This is a genomic window from Thomasclavelia sp. (assembly GCF_017889095.1).
In the GTDB taxonomy this organism is placed as follows: domain Bacteria; phylum Bacillota_I; class Bacilli_A; order Erysipelotrichales; family Coprobacillaceae; genus Thomasclavelia.
In genome coordinates, this window is the sequence record NZ_JAGHEW010000201.1 from 1 (window position 1) to 18,753 (window position 18,753).

19 protein-coding genes and 4 tRNA genes are annotated in these 18,753 nt (G+C 30.8%); 3 read left to right on the top strand and 20 right to left on the bottom strand.

The genetic code is table 11. From position 1 onward, the window contains the following. Positions 1-2: 2 nt before the first annotated feature. The 8 genes from J7M77_RS08605 to J7M77_RS08640 all read right to left on the bottom strand — a co-directional run bounded on the left by J7M77_RS08605 (position 3) and on the right by J7M77_RS08640 (position 5,098). Positions 3-79: transfer RNA gene (locus J7M77_RS08605), tRNA-Pro, on the bottom strand. Between the two features lie 5 nt (positions 80-84). Next, a tRNA-Arg gene (locus tag J7M77_RS08610) sits at positions 85-161 on the bottom strand. Between the two features lie 54 nt (positions 162-215). Beyond that, a tRNA-Leu gene (locus J7M77_RS08615) sits at positions 216-304 on the bottom strand. Positions 305-313: 9 nt separating this feature from the next. Continuing rightward, positions 314-388: transfer RNA gene (locus J7M77_RS08620), tRNA-Cys, on the bottom strand. Positions 389-837: 449 nt separating this feature from the next. Beyond that, entirely contained in the window at positions 838-2,703 is a 1,866-nt protein-coding gene (locus tag J7M77_RS08625; RefSeq protein WP_296877511.1) for an extracellular solute-binding protein, read from the bottom strand. Beyond that, a complete protein-coding gene (locus tag J7M77_RS08630) occupies positions 2,660-3,511 on the bottom strand; it encodes an ABC transporter permease (protein ID WP_296877513.1) in 852 nt (283 codons plus the stop codon). The genes J7M77_RS08625 and J7M77_RS08630 overlap by 44 nt, the downstream gene beginning before the upstream one ends. Beyond that, the gene (potA, locus tag J7M77_RS08635; protein ID WP_296877515.1) at positions 3,511-4,554 is read right to left on the bottom strand and encodes a spermidine/putrescine ABC transporter ATP-binding protein; all 1,044 of its coding nucleotides are present in this window, start codon (positions 4,552-4,554) and stop codon (positions 3,511-3,513) included. The genes J7M77_RS08630 and potA overlap by 1 nt, the downstream gene beginning before the upstream one ends. Before the next feature lie 10 nt (positions 4,555-4,564). Then, complete coding sequence (locus J7M77_RS08640; RefSeq protein ID WP_296877517.1) at positions 4,565-5,098, bottom strand: helix-turn-helix domain-containing protein; 534 nt, start codon at positions 5,096-5,098, stop codon at positions 4,565-4,567. A gap of 138 nt (positions 5,099-5,236) precedes the next feature. Between J7M77_RS08640 and J7M77_RS08645 the strand changes: the two genes are divergently transcribed. Then, positions 5,237-5,743 (top strand): putative immunity protein, encoded by a 507-nt coding sequence (locus J7M77_RS08645; RefSeq protein ID WP_296877519.1) that lies wholly within the window; start codon positions 5,237-5,239, stop codon positions 5,741-5,743. A gap of 38 nt (positions 5,744-5,781) precedes the next feature. Here J7M77_RS08645 and J7M77_RS08650 read toward each other — a convergent pair whose 3' ends face one another. The 10 genes from J7M77_RS08650 to J7M77_RS08695 form a co-directional block, all read right to left on the bottom strand. Next, positions 5,782-6,615, bottom strand: coding sequence for a prephenate dehydrogenase (locus J7M77_RS08650; protein ID WP_296877521.1), 834 nt, complete (start codon positions 6,613-6,615; stop codon positions 5,782-5,784). A 12-nt stretch (positions 6,616-6,627) separates the two neighbouring features. Next, positions 6,628-7,008 carry a hypothetical protein gene (locus J7M77_RS08655; protein ID WP_296877523.1) on the bottom strand — a complete coding sequence of 127 codons (381 nt, stop codon included), beginning with the start codon at positions 7,006-7,008 and terminating at the stop codon, positions 6,628-6,630. A gap of 9 nt (positions 7,009-7,017) precedes the next feature. Next, positions 7,018-8,487: a nicotinate phosphoribosyltransferase gene (locus J7M77_RS08660; RefSeq protein ID WP_296877525.1), complete on the bottom strand. Its 1,470-nt coding sequence runs from the start codon at positions 8,485-8,487 to the stop codon at positions 7,018-7,020. A 65-nt stretch (positions 8,488-8,552) separates the two neighbouring features. Beyond that, positions 8,553-8,843 (bottom strand): LysM domain-containing protein, encoded by a 291-nt coding sequence (locus J7M77_RS08665; protein ID WP_296877526.1) that lies wholly within the window; start codon positions 8,841-8,843, stop codon positions 8,553-8,555. Between the two features lie 74 nt (positions 8,844-8,917). Beyond that, positions 8,918-9,598 (bottom strand): ribonuclease III, encoded by a 681-nt coding sequence (gene rnc / locus J7M77_RS08670; protein WP_296877528.1) that lies wholly within the window; start codon positions 9,596-9,598, stop codon positions 8,918-8,920. 1 nt (position 9,599) lies between these two features. Continuing rightward, on the bottom strand, positions 9,600-10,574 hold the full coding sequence (gene plsX / locus J7M77_RS08675; protein WP_296877530.1) for a phosphate acyltransferase PlsX: 975 nt from the start codon (positions 10,572-10,574) through the stop codon (positions 9,600-9,602). 39 nt (positions 10,575-10,613) lie between these two features. Further along, entirely contained in the window at positions 10,614-12,632 is a 2,019-nt protein-coding gene (gene recG / locus J7M77_RS08680; protein ID WP_296877532.1) for an ATP-dependent DNA helicase RecG, read from the bottom strand. A 97-nt stretch (positions 12,633-12,729) separates the two neighbouring features. Next, positions 12,730-13,926 carry a HAMP domain-containing sensor histidine kinase gene (locus J7M77_RS08685; protein WP_296877534.1) on the bottom strand — a complete coding sequence of 399 codons (1,197 nt, stop codon included), beginning with the start codon at positions 13,924-13,926 and terminating at the stop codon, positions 12,730-12,732. Further along, on the bottom strand, positions 13,914-14,594 hold the full coding sequence (locus J7M77_RS08690) for a response regulator transcription factor (RefSeq protein ID WP_296877536.1): 681 nt from the start codon (positions 14,592-14,594) through the stop codon (positions 13,914-13,916). Before J7M77_RS08690 ends, J7M77_RS08685 begins: the two co-directional genes overlap by 13 nt. A gap of 84 nt (positions 14,595-14,678) precedes the next feature. Beyond that, on the bottom strand, positions 14,679-15,590 hold the full coding sequence (locus tag J7M77_RS08695) for an AEC family transporter (RefSeq protein WP_296877538.1): 912 nt from the start codon (positions 15,588-15,590) through the stop codon (positions 14,679-14,681). Positions 15,591-16,092: 502 nt separating this feature from the next. Here J7M77_RS08695 and J7M77_RS08700 point away from each other — a divergent pair. Then, positions 16,093-16,476, top strand: a complete 384-nt coding sequence (locus J7M77_RS08700; protein ID WP_296877540.1) for a DUF6508 domain-containing protein — start codon at positions 16,093-16,095, stop codon at positions 16,474-16,476. 71 nt (positions 16,477-16,547) lie between these two features. Here J7M77_RS08700 and J7M77_RS08705 read toward each other — a convergent pair whose 3' ends face one another. Together J7M77_RS08705 and J7M77_RS08710 are read right to left on the bottom strand one after the other, a co-directional pair. Next, on the bottom strand, positions 16,548-16,853 hold the full coding sequence (locus J7M77_RS08705) for a PTS sugar transporter subunit IIB (RefSeq protein ID WP_296877542.1): 306 nt from the start codon (positions 16,851-16,853) through the stop codon (positions 16,548-16,550). Between the two features lie 135 nt (positions 16,854-16,988). Beyond that, the gene (locus tag J7M77_RS08710) at positions 16,989-17,633 is read right to left on the bottom strand and encodes a hypothetical protein (RefSeq protein WP_296877544.1); all 645 of its coding nucleotides are present in this window, start codon (positions 17,631-17,633) and stop codon (positions 16,989-16,991) included. Between the two features lie 145 nt (positions 17,634-17,778). On the opposite strand from J7M77_RS08710, the gene J7M77_RS08715 reads away from it, so the two are divergent. Then, positions 17,779-18,753, top strand: a complete 975-nt coding sequence (locus tag J7M77_RS08715; RefSeq protein WP_296877546.1) for a DUF3810 domain-containing protein — start codon at positions 17,779-17,781, stop codon at positions 18,751-18,753.

An 18,753-nucleotide genomic window follows, 5' to 3' on the forward strand; every position in this document is an offset into this window, starting at 1 on the left:
AATGGTCGGGAAGACAGGATTTGAACCTGCGACCCCCTGGTCCCAAACCAGGTGCACTACCAAGCTGTGCTACTTCCCGATAAATGGCGCGCTAGGCAGGAATCGAACCCACAACCTCTTGATCCGTAGTCAAGCACTCTATCCAGTTGAGCTACTAGCGCAAATACTTTGATATATTAACACATTTCAAATTCTATTGCAAGAACTTTTTTTAATGGTGCCCAGGGCCGGAATCGAACCGGCACGGATTTTGAGGTCCGCAGGATTTTAAGTCCTGTGCGTCTACCAGTTTCGCCACCTGGGCAACATTTAATGGAGGTTCCACCCGGACTCGAACCGATGATAACAGAGTTGCAGTCTGTTGCCTTACCAACTTGGCCATGGAACCATTATTTTGTTTTTTTATTTTGTCCTCTCTGTCGGACTGCTTTTTTATTATATGTTATACTTTCGAAAATTGCAAGCTTTTTTTACAAAAAAATCAATAACTTTTTAATCAATTCTTAATCTCTCTTAAATTTACCTCATTTAATCAATCATTTTTCAATTAACCATTTAAAAAAAATATTAATATTTTTTCTCTTTTCTATCAAATCCAAACTCATTTTCAATTATTTTACACCAATATCCTAATTAAAAATATTTAATCATTACTTGTTAATCATTATTTTGATCAACTATTTTCATTAATCTAACTAATCATATCTTTTATTTTATCATTAATCCTTATCTCTTGTGCAATAATTTTCCCATTTAATTATCTTTTTGTAATAAAAAATCAGCACTAGCATTAGTACTGATTTTTCAACTTGATCATTTTGATATTACAATATATCTTTATTTAGCCTTTACTTTAGTCCAGCGCGTGCTATACATTTCTTTAACGGTATTATTTTGATATGCGAAAATTTCGTCATTATCATTAGTTCGAATATTATATGCACTTATTCCATCATAATCGTTTTGGGCTGCTTTATTAGCTGCTTCAACATTGGCAGTTAAATAACCCACTTCAACTGTATTACGATACGAATTTTCATTAGAAATCATGTAATTAATAAACTGATTAGCTAGTTTTACTTGAGTACATTCTTTAGTTATTACAAAACCATCAAACCAGACATTGGTTCCTTCTTCAGGCATATAAAACTCCATATTTTCATTTTCAGCCATAACCGTAGTCGCATCACCTGAATACATAACTGCCATTGCTTTGACTCCACTAATCATAGTATCAATTACTTCATCCCCCACATAAACAGGATCCATCTGTTCCCTTTGATCAATTAACCATTGATAAGCCGCATCAATTTCCGCTTCATTAACACTATTCATTGAATAACCTAAAGCCTTTAAAGCTACCATAAAACTATCCCGTTCAGAATCATACATATAAATTTGGCCTTTATATTTAGTATTTCTTAAAATTTCCCAGCCGGCTTTTAAATCCTCTTTATCCACAATCGTCTTATCATATAAAATACCAACATTACCACAAAAATAAGGTACCCAGTAATCATTGTTTTGATCAAAAGACTGTCCTAAAATACCTTCATTGATATTAGAAATATTTGTAATAATATCTTTATCCAATGTTTGTAACAAGTCCTCTTTGATCAATCTTTCAATCATATATTCTGAAGGAACTAAAACATCATAACGATTTCCACTTGTATATTTAGTATACATGATTTCATTGGAATCAAATGTTTCATAAATAATCTGACAATCATATTTTGCTTCAAATTCATCGATGACCGTCATATCAATATATTCACCCCAATTATAAACGCGTAAAGTCTTTTTACTTGTTCCCGCAAAAACAGACCAGCATACTGCAAAAATCAAACAAAAAACTAATGCCACTTTTACCAGTTTGCTTTCTAATACTTTTTGCGTAAACTTTGGTGCAAAGCGGGGAATTAAAGTTCCCATACAAACAACTGCTAAAACAACTACTAAAATGATCGTTGCCAGAGCATAAATACTAGGATTAGTTCGTTTTGACATGTTGTAAATAACAATTGAAATATTTTCAATCCCATTACCGCTGACAAAATATGAAATAATAAAATCATCAAAAGACATCGTAAAAGCTAACAATGCACCAGAAATAATTCCCGGTTTAATTTGTGGTAAAATTACTTTAGTCAATGCCTGAAATGGTGTTGCTCCTAGATCCATTGCTGCATCAGCTAAATTAACGTCTAACTGCCGTACTTTTGGCAATACATTAGTTATTACAAACGGCGTACAAAAAGCAATATGCGCCAATAATAATGTAATATAGCCTTTTTCAATTTTAATAAAAGAAAATAGTAACATCAATGAAATCCCCATTACAATATCAGGATTCATGATTGGTAAATTATTAATTTGCATGATCAGTTTTCTAAGCAATGGTCTTGACTTAGAAATACCAATAGCACTAATTGTACCTAAAATTGTCGAAATCGTAGTCGACAAGACCGCAATACTTACCGAAATAATGATGGCATCGATCATTTGCTGATTATTAAACAATTCGACGTACCAGCGAATTGAAAAACCGCTCCAGCTTGATAATGATTTAGAATCATTAAACGAAAATATCGCCATAACTACTAATGGTAAATAAAGAAAAATTAATGTTAATGCAATTCCTAGAGTTCCCTTAAACCTATTTAACTTTTTCACGTTTAGTTTCCTCCTGGTATCCTGCATATTTTTCCACTCGATTAATTAATCCCATTAAAATAATTACAATTATTGCTAAGATCAACGATACCGCACTTCCAAAATGCCAATCACCAACATTAATAAATTGCTGTTCAATAAAGTTACCGATCAGCGAATACTGTCCACCACCTAATAATTTTGGAATTACAAATGATGAAATCGAAGGTAAAAAGACCATCGTGATCCCCGTAAGGACACCACCTAATGATAATCTAAAAGTTATCTTCCAAAAAGTAGTAACTGGATTAGCACCCAAATCATTGCTAGCTTCAATCAACGATTTATCCATCTTTGTTAAAGCAGTATGAATTGGTAAGATCATAAACGGTAAAAAATCATATACCATTCCTAATACAACCGCAAAATCAGTATATAAAAGACTTACTTCACCAAAACCAAAAACCTGCAAAAAATTACTTACAATTCCTTTATTACTTAAAATATTGATCCAGGCATAAGTTCGCATCAGCATATTGATCCAAGTTGGAAAAGTAATCAATAATATTAGTAATGTCTGTGTTTTTTCTTTACATTTAGAAATCGCATAAGCAACTGGATAACCAATTACTAAACACAAAACAGTAGTAATGATCCCTAAAATAAATGATTTTATCAGCACTGATACAAAAATAGGATCAAAAAATTTTGCAAAATTATCTAAAGTAAACTTAAAAGTAACAATGCTGTTGCCCTTATCAACAAAAGCATAGATCATAATTAAAAACATGGGTACAACTGTTAAAACAAACAGCCAAAAACAATATGGTCCTACTAAACGACGAAACTGTTTCATTAATAATTACCCATTTTTTCCATGACATGAATATCTTCAGGCCAAAAATCTAAACTTACTTCTTTACCAATTTCACTAATATCTGTTGTATGTACCATATAATTACGATCTTTTGTTTCGACAATTATTTCATAATGTACCCCTTTAAATACAATCGATCTAACGATCCCTTTTATTTTCCCCTTGTCTGCTTCAACAATATCTAAATCTTCAGGGCGTAAAACAATATCCACTTCCTGACCATCATCAAAACCTTTGTCAACACATTCAAACTCCTGACCATCAAAGGCCACTAAATAATCTTTGACAAAAGTACCTTCAATAATATTAGAATCCCCAATAAACTGCGCCACAAAACGGTTTTCAGGTTCATTATAAATGTCCGTTGGACTACCAATTTGCTGGATCGTACCTTCATTCATTACCACGATCGTATCCGACATCGTCAAAGCTTCTTCCTGGTCATGAGTTACATAAACAAAAGTGATCCCCACTTCCTGCTGGATATTTTTCAATTCAATTTGCATCGCTTTTCTAAGCTTTAGATCCAATGCCCCAAGCGGTTCATCTAGCAATAATACTTTTGGTTCATTAACTAACGCTCTAGCAATCGCTACTCGCTGCTGTTGACCTCCAGATAACTGATTAATATTTCGAGGTCCAAACCCTTCTAATCCAACTAATTTAAGCATCCGATTTACTTTATGCTTAACTGTTTCTTTATCCATCTTTTTAATTTTCAAACCAAATGCAATATTATCAAAAACATCCATGTGAGGAAATAGCGCATATTTTTGAAATACTGTATTTAGCTCTCGTTTATATGGTGGTAAGGCACTAATATCCTGACCATCAAATAATACTCGCCCACTATTAGCTTCTTCAAAACCGCCCATGATCCGTAATGTTGTCGTTTTACCACAACCACTGGGACCTAATAATGTCACAAACTCTTTTTCATTAATTTCTAAATGAATCCCCTTTAATACAACTTGACCATTGTATTCTTTAGTCAAATTATCTAACTCAATTAACTTTGCCATATTCTCTCCTTTAAAATAATGGTGGTGTTGATACCCAGATAACTTTAGCTTTGCTTTCACCGGGATTAAATAAATAATGTGATAATTGCCCTTTTAAATAAAAAGTTTCCCCTTTTTTTAACACATATTCTTTTTCACCATTAACTAATTTAATTCTTCCTTGAATTACATAACCAAATTCCTCACCCTCATGAGGATCAAGAGCCATTGACCGCTGTCCTTTGTCTAACTCAATTAAAATTGGTTCCATTTTATTTTTTTGCGCATTAGGAATAATATATACAACTTTATAATCATCCTGAACATTTTCAAAAAAATCATCTTTTTTAAAAACAATCTGTTCTTCAACCTTTTCACTAAAAAACTCTTGTAAGTTCGTTCCTAAAGCCTCCAAAATATCTTCCAATGTAGCTACTGAAGGTGATGTTAAATCACGTTCCAACTGTGATAAAAAACCCTTGGTCAACTCACTTCGATTAGCTAATTCTTCTAAAGTCAAGCCATTTGCCTGCCTTAATCGCTTTACTTTACTACCAATATCCATAAAGCACCTCCAAAATTAATAACAGTCTAATTATAGCGAATCTTAGCAATAATGCAACAATATTTAACAATTTGTTTAATATATTATACTTTTAATCAATTTAAAAATCCGTATAATATAAATAAAAAGGAGAAATTTATGGTTAAACTTAAAAAAACATTAGGTCCTATCAATACCAATGAAGCTAAATTAATGATGCAGTTAATCAGCAGCCAAAATCAGCACACTCTAGCTTCCTGGGCAATTGACTATGCAATCGATAACTATTTACCAATTTGTTATCAAGAAGATATCTTAACTTTAATAATGACTTGTAAAAATGCTAATGAAGATAAACAATTACTAAACGATGCCAAAAAAGCCATCAAACAATTACGTTTACTAGCTAAAAACAATGATATAATTAAAGAAACGGCAATTAAAGCAATCGCTACTGCCTGCGCTACTTTAACTACACCAAGTAATGCTTTTGGCTTTTTACTCTATGGTAATGCCGCTTTAGCTTACAAACAGCTAGGCCTTTTCGATACACCTAAAAACTATGAAGCTTTTGCTTTAGCATCGTTAAATCACGCTTACCAGTCTTTATTAAAAAACAGTATTCCAAACGAACCTGATCCGGTAAAAATTAATTGGAACTGCTAAAAAAGTATCATTCATCATGATACTTTTTTAATCAATCTCTATTTCTTTTCCAAACCTTCACGGCGTTTTGACGATTCAATAAACAAATCTTTTAATAACTGCTCATCATCATTTTGTAACGCCTGTTTAATCAAATCTAACTGATTTTCAAATAAATTAATAGAATCTAATAAATATTTTTTATTTCTAAAAAATAACTCTGACCATAAATTTTCATTAATATTGGCAATTCGTGTTAAATCCCGATAAGAATCCCCAATATATTTACCAGTATCATATTTTTGCTGATCACTATTGATCAAAGCAACCGCCAAAGCATGTGGCAGCTGAGAAGTAAAAGAAATAATTTCATCATGGGCTTCTGGTGACATGATCTTAACACTTTTAAAACCAAGTGTACCAACGAATTCTTCCATAAATTCAATTGCTTCTTTATGATTAACCGGATGCTCAATTAAAATATAGTTAGCATTTTTAAATACTTCCTTGCTGGCATATTCATAACCTTTCTTTTCTCTTCCAGCCATCGGATGTCCGCTAACAAATTCAACTTCATCATCAATCAGCTTGATCGCTTCTTGTAAAAAATATGATTTAATTCCTACTGCATCACTAATAATACTGCCTTTTTTAAACGTATTATTTTTTATAAAATCAATTACTAGTGAAGGGTATAAACAAATGATCGTTAAATCCGATTTACTAACTATTTCCTTGCCATCAACAAATCCTTCAATGATCGTACCATCATCTTTAGCCATTTTTAACGTTTTTTGATCAACATCAATTCCATAGACCTGATGTCCTTGTCCTTTTAACGCTTTGGCAAAACTGCCACCAATTACTCCTAAACCAACTATCGTAATAATCATAATAACCTCAAATTACACAAATAACAAAATTACAAACGATACTGCAGTAATTAATAAAGCAGCAAATACGTAGCGCGCCAAAAGTCCCCATAATGATGGTTTTTGCTTATTAAAAAAATAAAATGAAATGACAATCAATAAACTAGTAATTAAACCATGACCAATGATAAAAGCCATCTGTTGTCCTAAAAAACTCATAAATGCTGGAATAATTAGTAAACTAGGAATCAAAAAGTCCACAATTAATAACGCAATTGATTTCCAATCAGTATTAATATATTTAAAATTAAAATTTTCTTTAAATTCCACAAATTTGGATTTTTTTACTGGTGCTTTTTTTGAAAATGAAAACTCACTTTTTTGTCTTTCTACCTTACGTTCAAATTTTGCCATAACTTTCCTCTATCGTAATTGTTTATTCTTTTTTTCTAATAAATCCAGTTTATAATTCAATAAAGTTTTAGTTAGATCGACATAGTAATCATGAGGATATTCTAATCTAAAAACCTCATCCCATAAACGACCTTTTTCATAAGCTGAATATTCACGGATTTGATCAACAGTATATTCAGGATATACACATTTACCATCAACAAAAACCGGTACCTGTAACGGTTCTACAGTATATGTATTAGCTTCAATCGTTTTAAATTTCCAAATATTTGATTGATGATAAATTGTCAAATCTTGGTCGCTAGATATTTTTTCATCATGAAAAGCAATAATATCTCCAAGCGCTTTACCAGTTTCATTTTCAAATAATCGATATACTTTTTTATAACCAGGATTAGTAATTTTTTCTGTATTTTCCGATATTTTAATTTTAGGAATAATCTTGCCATCTTTTTCTAAAGCTACTAATTTATAAACACCGCCAAATACTGGTGAACTGCATGATACAATTAAGTTTTCACCAACTCCAAAAGAATCAATCTGTGCCCCCTGGTCGAGTAATGAACGAATTAAATATTCATCTAAAGAATTAGATGCTGTTATAGTCGTATCTGTTAGTCCCGCAACATCTAACATATATCGAGCTCGTTTTGATAAATAAGCAATATCGCCACTATCCAAGCGAATTCCTTTTAACTTTTTCCCCATTGGTTTTAAGACTTCTAAAGCTACTTTAATAGCATTAGGAACCCCACTTTTTAAAGTATCATAAGTATCAACTAATAAAACACAATCATCAGGATAAGTCAAAGCATAGGCTTTAAACGCTTCATATTCATTATCAAATGATTGAACAAATGAATGGGCCATTGTTCCTACAACTGGAATATTAAACATCATTCCCGCCGAAACAGTTGCCGTACCGCTAACACCACCAATATAAGCAGCTCTTGCCCCATACGTAGCACTATCATAACCTTGAGCCCGTCGTGCTCCAAATTCCATTACTGGTCGTCCTTTCGCTTCCTGGACAATACGATGGGTCTTAGTTGCAATCAATGATTGATGATTAATTGTTACTAATAATAATGTTTCAATTAATTGTGCTTCAATAAATTTAGCTCGAACCGTAATTAATGGTTCATTAGGAAATACTGGTGTTCCTTCTTTTACTGAATAGATTGAACCAGTAAATTTAAAAGTTCGTAAATAATCGAAAAAATCTTCATCAAATTTATTTAGTGAGCGGAGATATTCAATATCTCCCTCACTAAAATGCAAATCCTTGATACATTCAATTAATTGCTGTAACCCAGCAAAAATGGAAAAACCGCCATTATCAGGATTTTTACGATAATACATATCAAAATACACATATTCATCTTTATTACCTTGTTTAAAATAATTATAAGACATCGTTAATTCATATAAATCCATTACCAATGTCAAATTCCGCTTACTTCCTGCATGAAAATTCATTTGTATTACTCCTTATTTATATTTATCAATATAATAAACTTTTTCCCTATAAAAATCCAGCGATTTTAGAAATATAGTTCATAAGACTGCCGTGGCTGGATTGGTGGTTTTGGTTTCATTGGTGGCATCTTCTCAAATAGTACCGGTATTAATAGCCTTTGCCCTGGATAAATCATCATTTTTTCATCAAGATCATTCATGTTTTTAATATACCCTACTCGTGTATTAAAACGGCGCGCTATTTCATAAACATTATCACCTCGATTTACCGTATATAAAAAGATATCACCAACTTTAGGCGCTACGATTGGTGCTGCCTGACGATCAAACAAATTATCCATGTAATCTTCGTACATGTTCATCCCTCCTACTTTAACCTATTCAATGATCGATTAAAGTTCTAGGCAAAAAAACAGACCGCAGTCTGTTTTTATCGTGCTAATTTTTTCAAGGCATCTTTAGCTGCTTTTTGTTCAGCCCGTTTTTTTGATGAACCAATTCCGGTTCCCAAAATCATATCATCCATCTTAACCGCCATTTCAAAGACTGGATTGTTTGATGGTCCACTAGAAGAAATCAAATCATAAGTTACTGTTTTTCGCTGATCAGCCTGGATCAGTTCTTGTAATTGCGTTTTAAAATCAGTGATATCATCATAATTAACATCTTCAACATGTTTATAAATCGTTTTTTCTAATATTTTTTCTACATATTCAGGACCACAATCATGACAGATAGCTCCAACAAAAGCTTCAAAAATATCCGCTAAAACACTATCACGGTCACGACCGCCGTTATTTATTTCTCCCGCTCCTAAATATATATAAGGTCCTAGATTCAGTTCCCTGGCAAAACGGGCTAATGATTCCTCACGGACTAATTTAGCTCTTAATTTAGTTAAACGCCCTTCAGGCATATCGGGATATAAATCAAAGATATGTCGAGAAACATGATACTGTAATACTGCATCACCTAAAAACTCTAACCTTTCATAATTATATTTCTTCTTTTTATTTTCATTTGCATACGAAGGGTGCGTAAATGCTTCTTTAAATATATCCATGTGCTGATAGGGAACTTCCATTTTTTCTAAAAAATCTTTTAATTCCACTTTATTTCAATCCTTCTTTCATTTTTTCAACGACATCATAAGCTACCATTTCAAACGCTAGATTAATGGCATTTTCAAAAGCAATTTCATCACTGGCACCATGTGCTTTAATTACCGGTTTAACAAAACCCATCATTAACGCTCCACCTGCAGCTTTGGTATCAAACTTAACCATTAACTGTTTCAAAGCCGGTTTAGCAAGTATTGCTCCTACTTTGGCTCTTGATGAAGCCATCAAGCTGTCTTTTAAACTTTTTACTAACGTTTTAGCAACACCTTCAATAGTCTTTAAAGTAACATTACCAGTAAAACCGTCACTAACAACAACATCAACATTACCATCTAAGATCTCTTTACCTTCAATATTACCAACAAAATTAATTTCTTGCATCTTTTCTAATAATTTATATGTTTCCTGATGCACCTCATCACCTTTATGATGCTCACTACCAATATTCAACAAAGCCACTTTAGGATTAGCAATCTTACGAATATTTTTAGCGTAAACACTTCCCATAACGGCAAAAGAAGCTAACTGACTAGCATTATTTTCAGAATTAGCACCAACATCTAACATGACTACCCCTTTATCATTATAAGTTGGCATCATTGCCATTAAGCAAGATTTTTCCACTCCTTCAATTCGTTTTAAAAATAGCATTGCACAAGCATAATAGGCTCCAGTATTACCACATGATAAAACTGCATCAACTTCACCTTTTCTTGCCAGCATCATCGTTTTTACCATACTTGATTCTTTTTTTCGACGAATCGCCATGATATTTTCTGTCATTTCTAAAATTTCTCTGGCATCGATCAATTTTACTTGCGGATAGTCTTTTAAATCTTCTAATTCTTCAATTTTACCAACCACATATAATTCATCTTTATGATTCTTTTCCAAAAATGATTTACAAGCTTTGACAACAATTTCACTGCCTAAATCACCACTCATTGCATCTATACCTAATTTCATTTTTTTATCACCTCATACTATTTTTCATTATATCATAAATTAATCAATATATTTATTATTATTGGCTAATTGTTCTTCAATTTCTTTGATCAGTTTTAAATAGATCGGATCATTCGACTTACTTTGTAACAATTCAACCGCATCATTTCTAGCTACTTCTAAAATATTAGCATCTTCAAAAATATCTCCTAAAGCAAAAACCGGTAAACCGCTTTGCTGGCTGCCAAGAACATCACCAGGACCGCGAATTTTTAAATCATAAGCAGCTACTTCAAAACCATCGTTGCAAGATGCCAAAAAATCTAAACGATCTAATGCTTCTTCAGCCGTTGAACTAGTCAATAAAAAACAATATCCTTGTTTATCCCCACGGCCAATTCGCCCTCGCAACTGATGAATTTGACTTAATCCAAAGCGCTCCGCATTATAAATAACCATCCAGTTGGCATTACTAACATCAATTCCAACTTCAATGACCGTTGTTGAAACTAAAATTTGCAGCTGGTTGTTTTTAAACTGCTCCATGATCATTTCTTTTGTTTCATCATCCATTTGTCCATGTAATAAACCAACCTGATAACGATCTTTAAAATAACTTTTCATTGCCTGATATATACTTGTTGCATCGCGGCTATCTAACGCTTCGCTTTCATTTACTAACGGACAGACCACATAACACTGACCACCTTGATTTAAATAATTAAGCAAATCTTTTAAAATTGGTTTCATACTTGTTGACTTAATCACTTTTGTAATTACGCCTTTACGATTAGCGGGCATGGTTTTAATCGACGAAACATCCATATCACCATATAAACTGATTGCCAGCGTTCGTGGAATTGGAGTAGCTGACATGATCATAAAATCAACTTGTTTCCCTTTTTCCTTCAATGCCTTACGCTGTTTTACGCCAAAACGATGCTGTTCATCGGTAATTACTAATCCTAAATTATGATAACTAACTTTTTCCTGGAACAGGGCGTGGGTTCCTATTACAATATCAATTTTTCCACTTGATAATAAATCATAAATTTCCTGTTTTTTATTAGCGCTTAAATGACCAGTAAGTAAAGCCATTTTAATATCCGTATCCGCAAATAATTTTGATAACGACTGGAAATGCTGACTAGCCAAGATTTCTGTTGGCGCCATTAAAGCACCCTGATAACCGCTTAAATAATTGGCGTATAAACCAATTGCTCCAACTACCGTTTTCCCGCTGCCAACATCACCCTGAACAAAGCGATACATGACCGTTTCTTTTTCTAGATCAGCTAAAATTGCTTTAGCGGCACTTGTTTGATCACTAGTTAAATCAAAAGGCAAGCTTTTAATAAATGTATTTATTTTTTGATGATCAAAAACTTTTTTGATTCCTAGATCTTTTTTACGGGATAATTTGATATATTGCATTGTTAGTTGAAACCGTAAAAATTCTTCATATTTTAAATAGCGTAATGCTTCTTTAATATCTTGTTTGCAGCTAGGAAAATGAATCAAATTTAAAGCTAATTCTTTATGAATCAAATGATGTTTGATCAATAAACTAGCAGGTACTTCATCCTGGATATGCTGATGATAAAAAGTTAATGCTTTTCTAACATAGCCTTGGAATGATTTTTGATTAATTCCTTCTTTTAATGAATAAACTGGCGTAATGCCTGCTAACTCATCTAACGGTTTTAACTTAATATCACTAGCGGTTATACTTTTATTTTTAGCACTATATTTACCAATAATCGTTAATGGCATATTTATATGCATGTTTTTTTTCAAAAAATGACGATTGAATATCGTCACCCGATATGTTTCATTTTGATATAAAATAGAGAAAGTTAATCTTGAAAACCGCCCTTTATAAAATAATTTAGGTTCATCAATCAACGTTGCTTCAATAATTACTTTTTGATTATCAATTAATGGTGTCGCTTCAATTACTTCATAACGATAAGGAAAATGAAGGACTAGATCTTTAACTGAATATATTTCCATTTCGTTTAATAAACGAATTCGATTTTCACTAATTCTAATTTGTTTTAATGGTATTTGTTTAGCCATAATATCACCAGTGATATTGTATATTATTTTAGATAAAATATCTAGTTTAAACAGCGACTAAAAAAGCACTTATCTTTTGATAAATGCTCTATTTCATTCAACTTATATTTATATCATCAATTTCAATTCTAACTAAAGCCCCATGATTAGCTGTATTTTTTAATGTTAAGACATAGCCAAGACGCATACAAAGAATATTACAAATAGCTAGTCCAATACCATAATTACCTTTATTAGTTGAAGTAGTATAAAAAAATGATGTTGCCTGCTTTAACTCTTCTTTAGAAAATCCTTTACCATCATCATAGATGATAAGACATATCTTTTCATTATCTTTTTTTATCAAAAAATTTATTTCTTGTTTTGAAAACCGTAAAGCATTAACAAAAACATTTTCTAAAATCTTGGATAATAGCACTTTATCCCCTTCGATCATGATATTTTTTAACTGCTGATCTACGATTAATTTACGATTATGTTTATCTGCCAAGATAGAAAAATCATTGATTAAATCATCAAGATATTCTTTCAAATCAAAAACTTCTTTGCATTCTTCGATATCTGTAAATTTTTGAATATCTTTGATACAATCCACATATTTTTCTAAACGCCATAAAGCCGCTTTACTTTGTTTAATACTCGTATGCATTATATTAGATGTTAACATTTGTTTATCACTAGCTTTATCAAGATAATCAAGATAACCATTAATAACTGTAATCGGTGTCCGCAAGTCATGCGATAATGAGGCCGTAAGGGCTTTACGTTCTTGTAATAAATCCCACATTTTACGATTACTATTATAAATTTCATTTCTCATTGTTTCAAAAGCTTTACATAATCTACCTAACTCATCATTAGAAAAAGTTTCAATTTTAAAATCTAAATCTTGTTTCAAGATATGTTCAACACCATTATTTAAACTTTGTAACGGCTCTTTTATTTTTAATTGATAATATAATCTTGTCATTAAAATTGCTGTAACAACAATATATCCTACCGGTAAAACTACCATTAAAATAGTAAATAACCAATAATAAAATAAATTTGCTTTTGCTAGTGGTTCATAGCTAAATTCCTGGGGATCGATCAAAGTTATTGAATCATTTGACTCTTCAATTGTATAGTCACTAATTCTAATTGGTCGCTTATCTAATATTTCTTGTCTAAAATTTGATAGATTTAAAATCGTTATGATCGTAAGCAAGGAAACGATCGTTAAAGATATCATCATTAAAATTATTAAAGCTTTTTTTAATGACATATTTTGCAGTTTTGTTTTTATTTTTCCCATTTATAACCAACACCCCAAACTGTCATAAGATAAGATTTTTGTGTATATTTTGAAAATTTTAGCCGAATTTTACGAATATGTTCCTTAACAACAGTATTATCACCAGTGCCATCAATTCCCCAAATCAATTCGTAGATTTTTTCACGGTCAAAGACCTGACCAGCATTCATCGATAATAACTGAATAATTTCAAATTCTTTGTTTGATAATTCGATTAAATGATCATTAATATAGACACTGCGATCACTATAATCAATCACCAGTTCTTGATTAAATTTAGTTTTTGAACGCACTCGACTTCTTTGCTCCCGCCGTAAATGGGCCGCTATTCTTGCAAGCAGTTCATCCATTGAAAAAGGTTTTGTAATATAATCATCGCCACCGATCATCAGACCATTGATTTTATCTTGCGGTAATATTCGAGCCGTAAGAAAAATAATTGGACAGGAAACAAACTTGCGAATCTTTTTGCATAATTCAAAACCACTCATATCAGCCATATTAACATCAAGCAAAATGATATCTGGTAGATTGGCTAATTTTTCTAATGCTTCACTAGCACTGCTTGCCAGGTCAACTAAATAGTTTTCAAATTCAAGCTGCAATTTCAACATATCCAATATCGCCAATTCATCATCAACAATTAAAACTTTATATTTTTCTGCCATTTAATTCACTTCCTTTACTATTTAAATTTTATTATAAAAAAGTCAATTTTTTGTCAAAAAAAGAAACGTTATCAAACGTCCCTTTTAAACAAAAATCATTAACATTACTACTAATAAAGCAATTGCAATAATAATCGATAATGAATTGGCAACCGCAGCGACATCACCTTCATAGCGACATTGCTTCGTAAATACTGCCGCAACGGTACTAATTGGAGCTACTAAAGCAATCGTTAAAATCTCTCTTGCCAGCAGCGGCAAAGGTAAAAACATAAAACAGATTATCATTAAAATAAAGTTACCCAATAATCTAATTGATAAAATTCTAATTAGATCTTTAAAATCATTACGAGAAATTTTTATTTCTAATAATAACCCAATCATCAACATCGCTAAAAAACCATTACCAGCCCCAATAAAATTAGTGATTGATAAAAAGTTTTCGGGAATTCTAATTTTAAATAAAGCTAAAAAGAAAATAATAATATAAACATCAAAAGGTATCGATGAAAATAACTTTTTGGCAACATTTTTTATTGATAATTTATCTTGTTTATTAACAACACTTGAAGCAATTGCAAAAGTACCACCAAGTCCCATTAAAGCATTTCCAACATCAAACATACATAAGTAAGCAACTCCCATCCCTGGGAAAAAAGCTTGAACAAATGGTAAGACAAAGTTACCAATATTATAGCCTGAACAATTGATCATATAGGCTGCTTTTGTTGGGGCTGGTTTATTTTTGCTTACTAAATAACCAATACCAACCATCAATAAATTAGCCATGATCCCAATTCCAATTAACACTAACATTGCTGCATTGATCGTAATTCCATTGGCATTAGAAAACAAGGCACAAGGCAATGTCACATTCATGATGATCGTTGCTAAGATAAAACCATCTTCTTTCCTTAAAATCTTAAATTGTTTTAAAGCAAAACCTATTATTATGACAATTATAAACCCTAATGCTTTTACTAGTACATCTACCATTTTCATCCCTCTTATCTTTACTGTTATCATTATTTTAACATTTAAAATAACTTTTTTGTAGAAAAAATTATAGAAACAAGATCATTAGAATAAATACTATGACTTATAAATTTTAATCCAAACAAAAATAACAATCTCTAAAAACATATAAGAATATAAATATAATTAAATCAAATATGTTATAATTTAAATAGTAAAAATAGTTTTTAAAAGAAAATAAAATTGCTATTTGAAAGTGAGATTTTAGATGAAAAAAAAACCAAAATATATTTATATATGACATTATTAATAATAGCAATATCATCATTTATATTACAAATATTTGTATTCGAAGCACCAGATAGCATTATCGGATTTGGATTATGTTTAATCAACATCTATTTAATTTTTGGCAGCATTATTAAATTATGTAAATTAAATACTAAAATAAAATATTCAATATTTAGTATTCTAGATTTACTATTTTCTATTGATTTTTCTAAAAATAATAACGAGGTACCAGATGAAAAAATATGAAAAACTAACAAACTATTTACAACAATTTGATTCTACGAATAATTTTGGAAAATGGATTATTGATGCAGATCATTCCCCTAGCCCATCATATAAGATATTTATTCATGATTTTATCCATACTTTTTATAACGGCAATTATTGGATCAAAGATTATTTAGATTTTATTGAGCCTATTTTTGAAAAACTAGAAAAAAATATTAACATTAGTGCATTAAAAGAAAAAGAATTATTAGTTTTGCTTACATATATCATTCGTCAGGAAAGATTTTGTGACGGTTTGCTTCTTGGAAAGTGTAAAGATGGAACAATTTATGCAATTTTACAAGCGTTAAAAAAATATGATGATACAAGAGATCATACATCAACTTAATGAAAATAATAATTTAATATTTTCATTAAATCTTGTTGTAAACAAAAAAAGCAGTTTATCACTGCCTCTTTCTATCCGTTTAATAAAGCTATAGCTTGATTAAACACTGCTTGACCATTCATTTCCACAAAATCATTTTGATCAATTACAGCTACTGGAATTGAATCATTAATTACATCTTTTACTCTATTAACATCGCCAGCGCTTTGTGGTGCAATTAAGACACAATCAGCATCAGCCCATGATAAAGGAATTGCACTTTCAGCCACCGCCCAGATAATCGCATTAATATCTTGTTTCTTTGCTTCTTCTTTCATTGCACTTACAAGCATATTTGTAGTCAAACCAGATTTACAACAAAGCAGAATTTTATACATAATATACCTCCATCCATATTTCGGTAAGATTTTATCACAATGATAATAAAAATACTAGGATTTTCAAAATTTAAAAATTTACTGATGTAAAAATGTGGTTTTTGCGATAAAAAAATCAAGGCAGTCAACCTTGATCTAATTATGTTTATCTGGGGGAATAAATAGAGTTCGCCCAACAATTTTTCCAAAACAAATCGCACTTTTTTTCACTACGTCAAAACTAACTGGTGCAAAATATTTTTCATCATGAATTAAATTATCAACATAATTTAATAAATCACCTTGATAATAAATATAATCCGCAAATAAATCTAATAAATCGTCAGGACGATAACTGTAACCAGGATATTCAAATTCAAAGCCAATACTTTCTAAAATATGAATTACAAATTCAATACAAGTATATGATTGATAAGTTGCAAAACCATGAGTCAATGGATATGTAAGTACTGAAAATAAATTGTATAGATAATCATCTTGACCATATAAATACATAATTTCTTCTTGTGCTCTTAAATACTGAGTTAACGTTACTGGTATTTTAAAAACCACCACATCAATTTCTTTACTGCCATTAAGTGTATAACGTGAAACTGTTTCTTTTACTATTCCTGTCAAAAACATCGAATTATGCTGAATGCGTGCAAATGAATATAATTCATCTAAATTACGATCTAAACTGATTGCACAATGATTATATTGAATGCCACCAACTTTTCTAATCATATAGCCAAATCTAGTAGATGTTTTTGAAATCATTAAATAAATATTGTTTGCCATTTTGTCCCTTTCCAATAATTTTCCCTTATGCTTATAATATACTAATTTTTAGTCTATTTGCAATAATTTAATAAAAAAGTGTTTTAAAATCCAATAAATTTGACTTTATTTGCTGATGATTTAAAATAGAGATTAGGAGAAGTTTATGAAAAAGAATTTAATTATTGCTTTAGTTATTATCGTTATTAATTTAATTGCTTGTTTTGCTAATGATTTTGCTTCATGGTACGCTAAAAATATTTCTAAATTATATATCAACACTTTGGGTCGTTTATTTGATTTGTTTCCTTTTTCAGTTTTTGAATGGTTAGTTATTATGCTGATTATATTTTTATTGGTATTGATAATTAAATATCGTAGTTTAACGTTAGTAATTCGTTATTTATTAATTTTGATCTTGATTTTCACTTTAACAACAGGAATTAATTATCATCGTCAGCCACTCAACAAAGAAATGAATTTCAAAAAAATAGAATATACAATCGATGATTTAAAACAATTATGTAATTATGTTACAACTAAATTAGAAACATTAGAAGTCAAAGAATTAAGTGTTAATAAAATTCATCAAGTTGCAAAAAAGGCAATGAATGAAATTATTCCTAATTATTACCCCGATCCTAAACCAATGTTTTTTTCTGATTTAATGACCAGAGCTAATCTATCAGGAATATTTTCACCCTTTACGATTGAAGCTAATTATAATCAGGCTATGCCTACCTATAATAAACCATTTACTATTTGTCATGAATTAAGTCATTTAGCCGGTTATATGTTAGAAGATGAAGCTAATTTTATTGCTTATTTAGCTTGTACCAGTTCTAATGAAAGTTATTTTAATTATAGTGGTTATTTAACCGCTTTTGTCTATTTATGTAATACTTTAAGTCAAAATGGTGCAGATATTAGTGCATATCAACAGCGTTTACCCGCAAAGATGATCAATGATCTTAAAGAAAATAATCAATTTTGGCATCAGTATGGCGATTTTCTAGCTAACATAGTTGATGATGTTAATGATACATATTTAAAAATCAATTCAGTTAGTGAGGGGGTAAATAGTTATAACCAGTTTATAGATTTGATCTATTCTTATTATAAAAATAATCATCTAATTTAA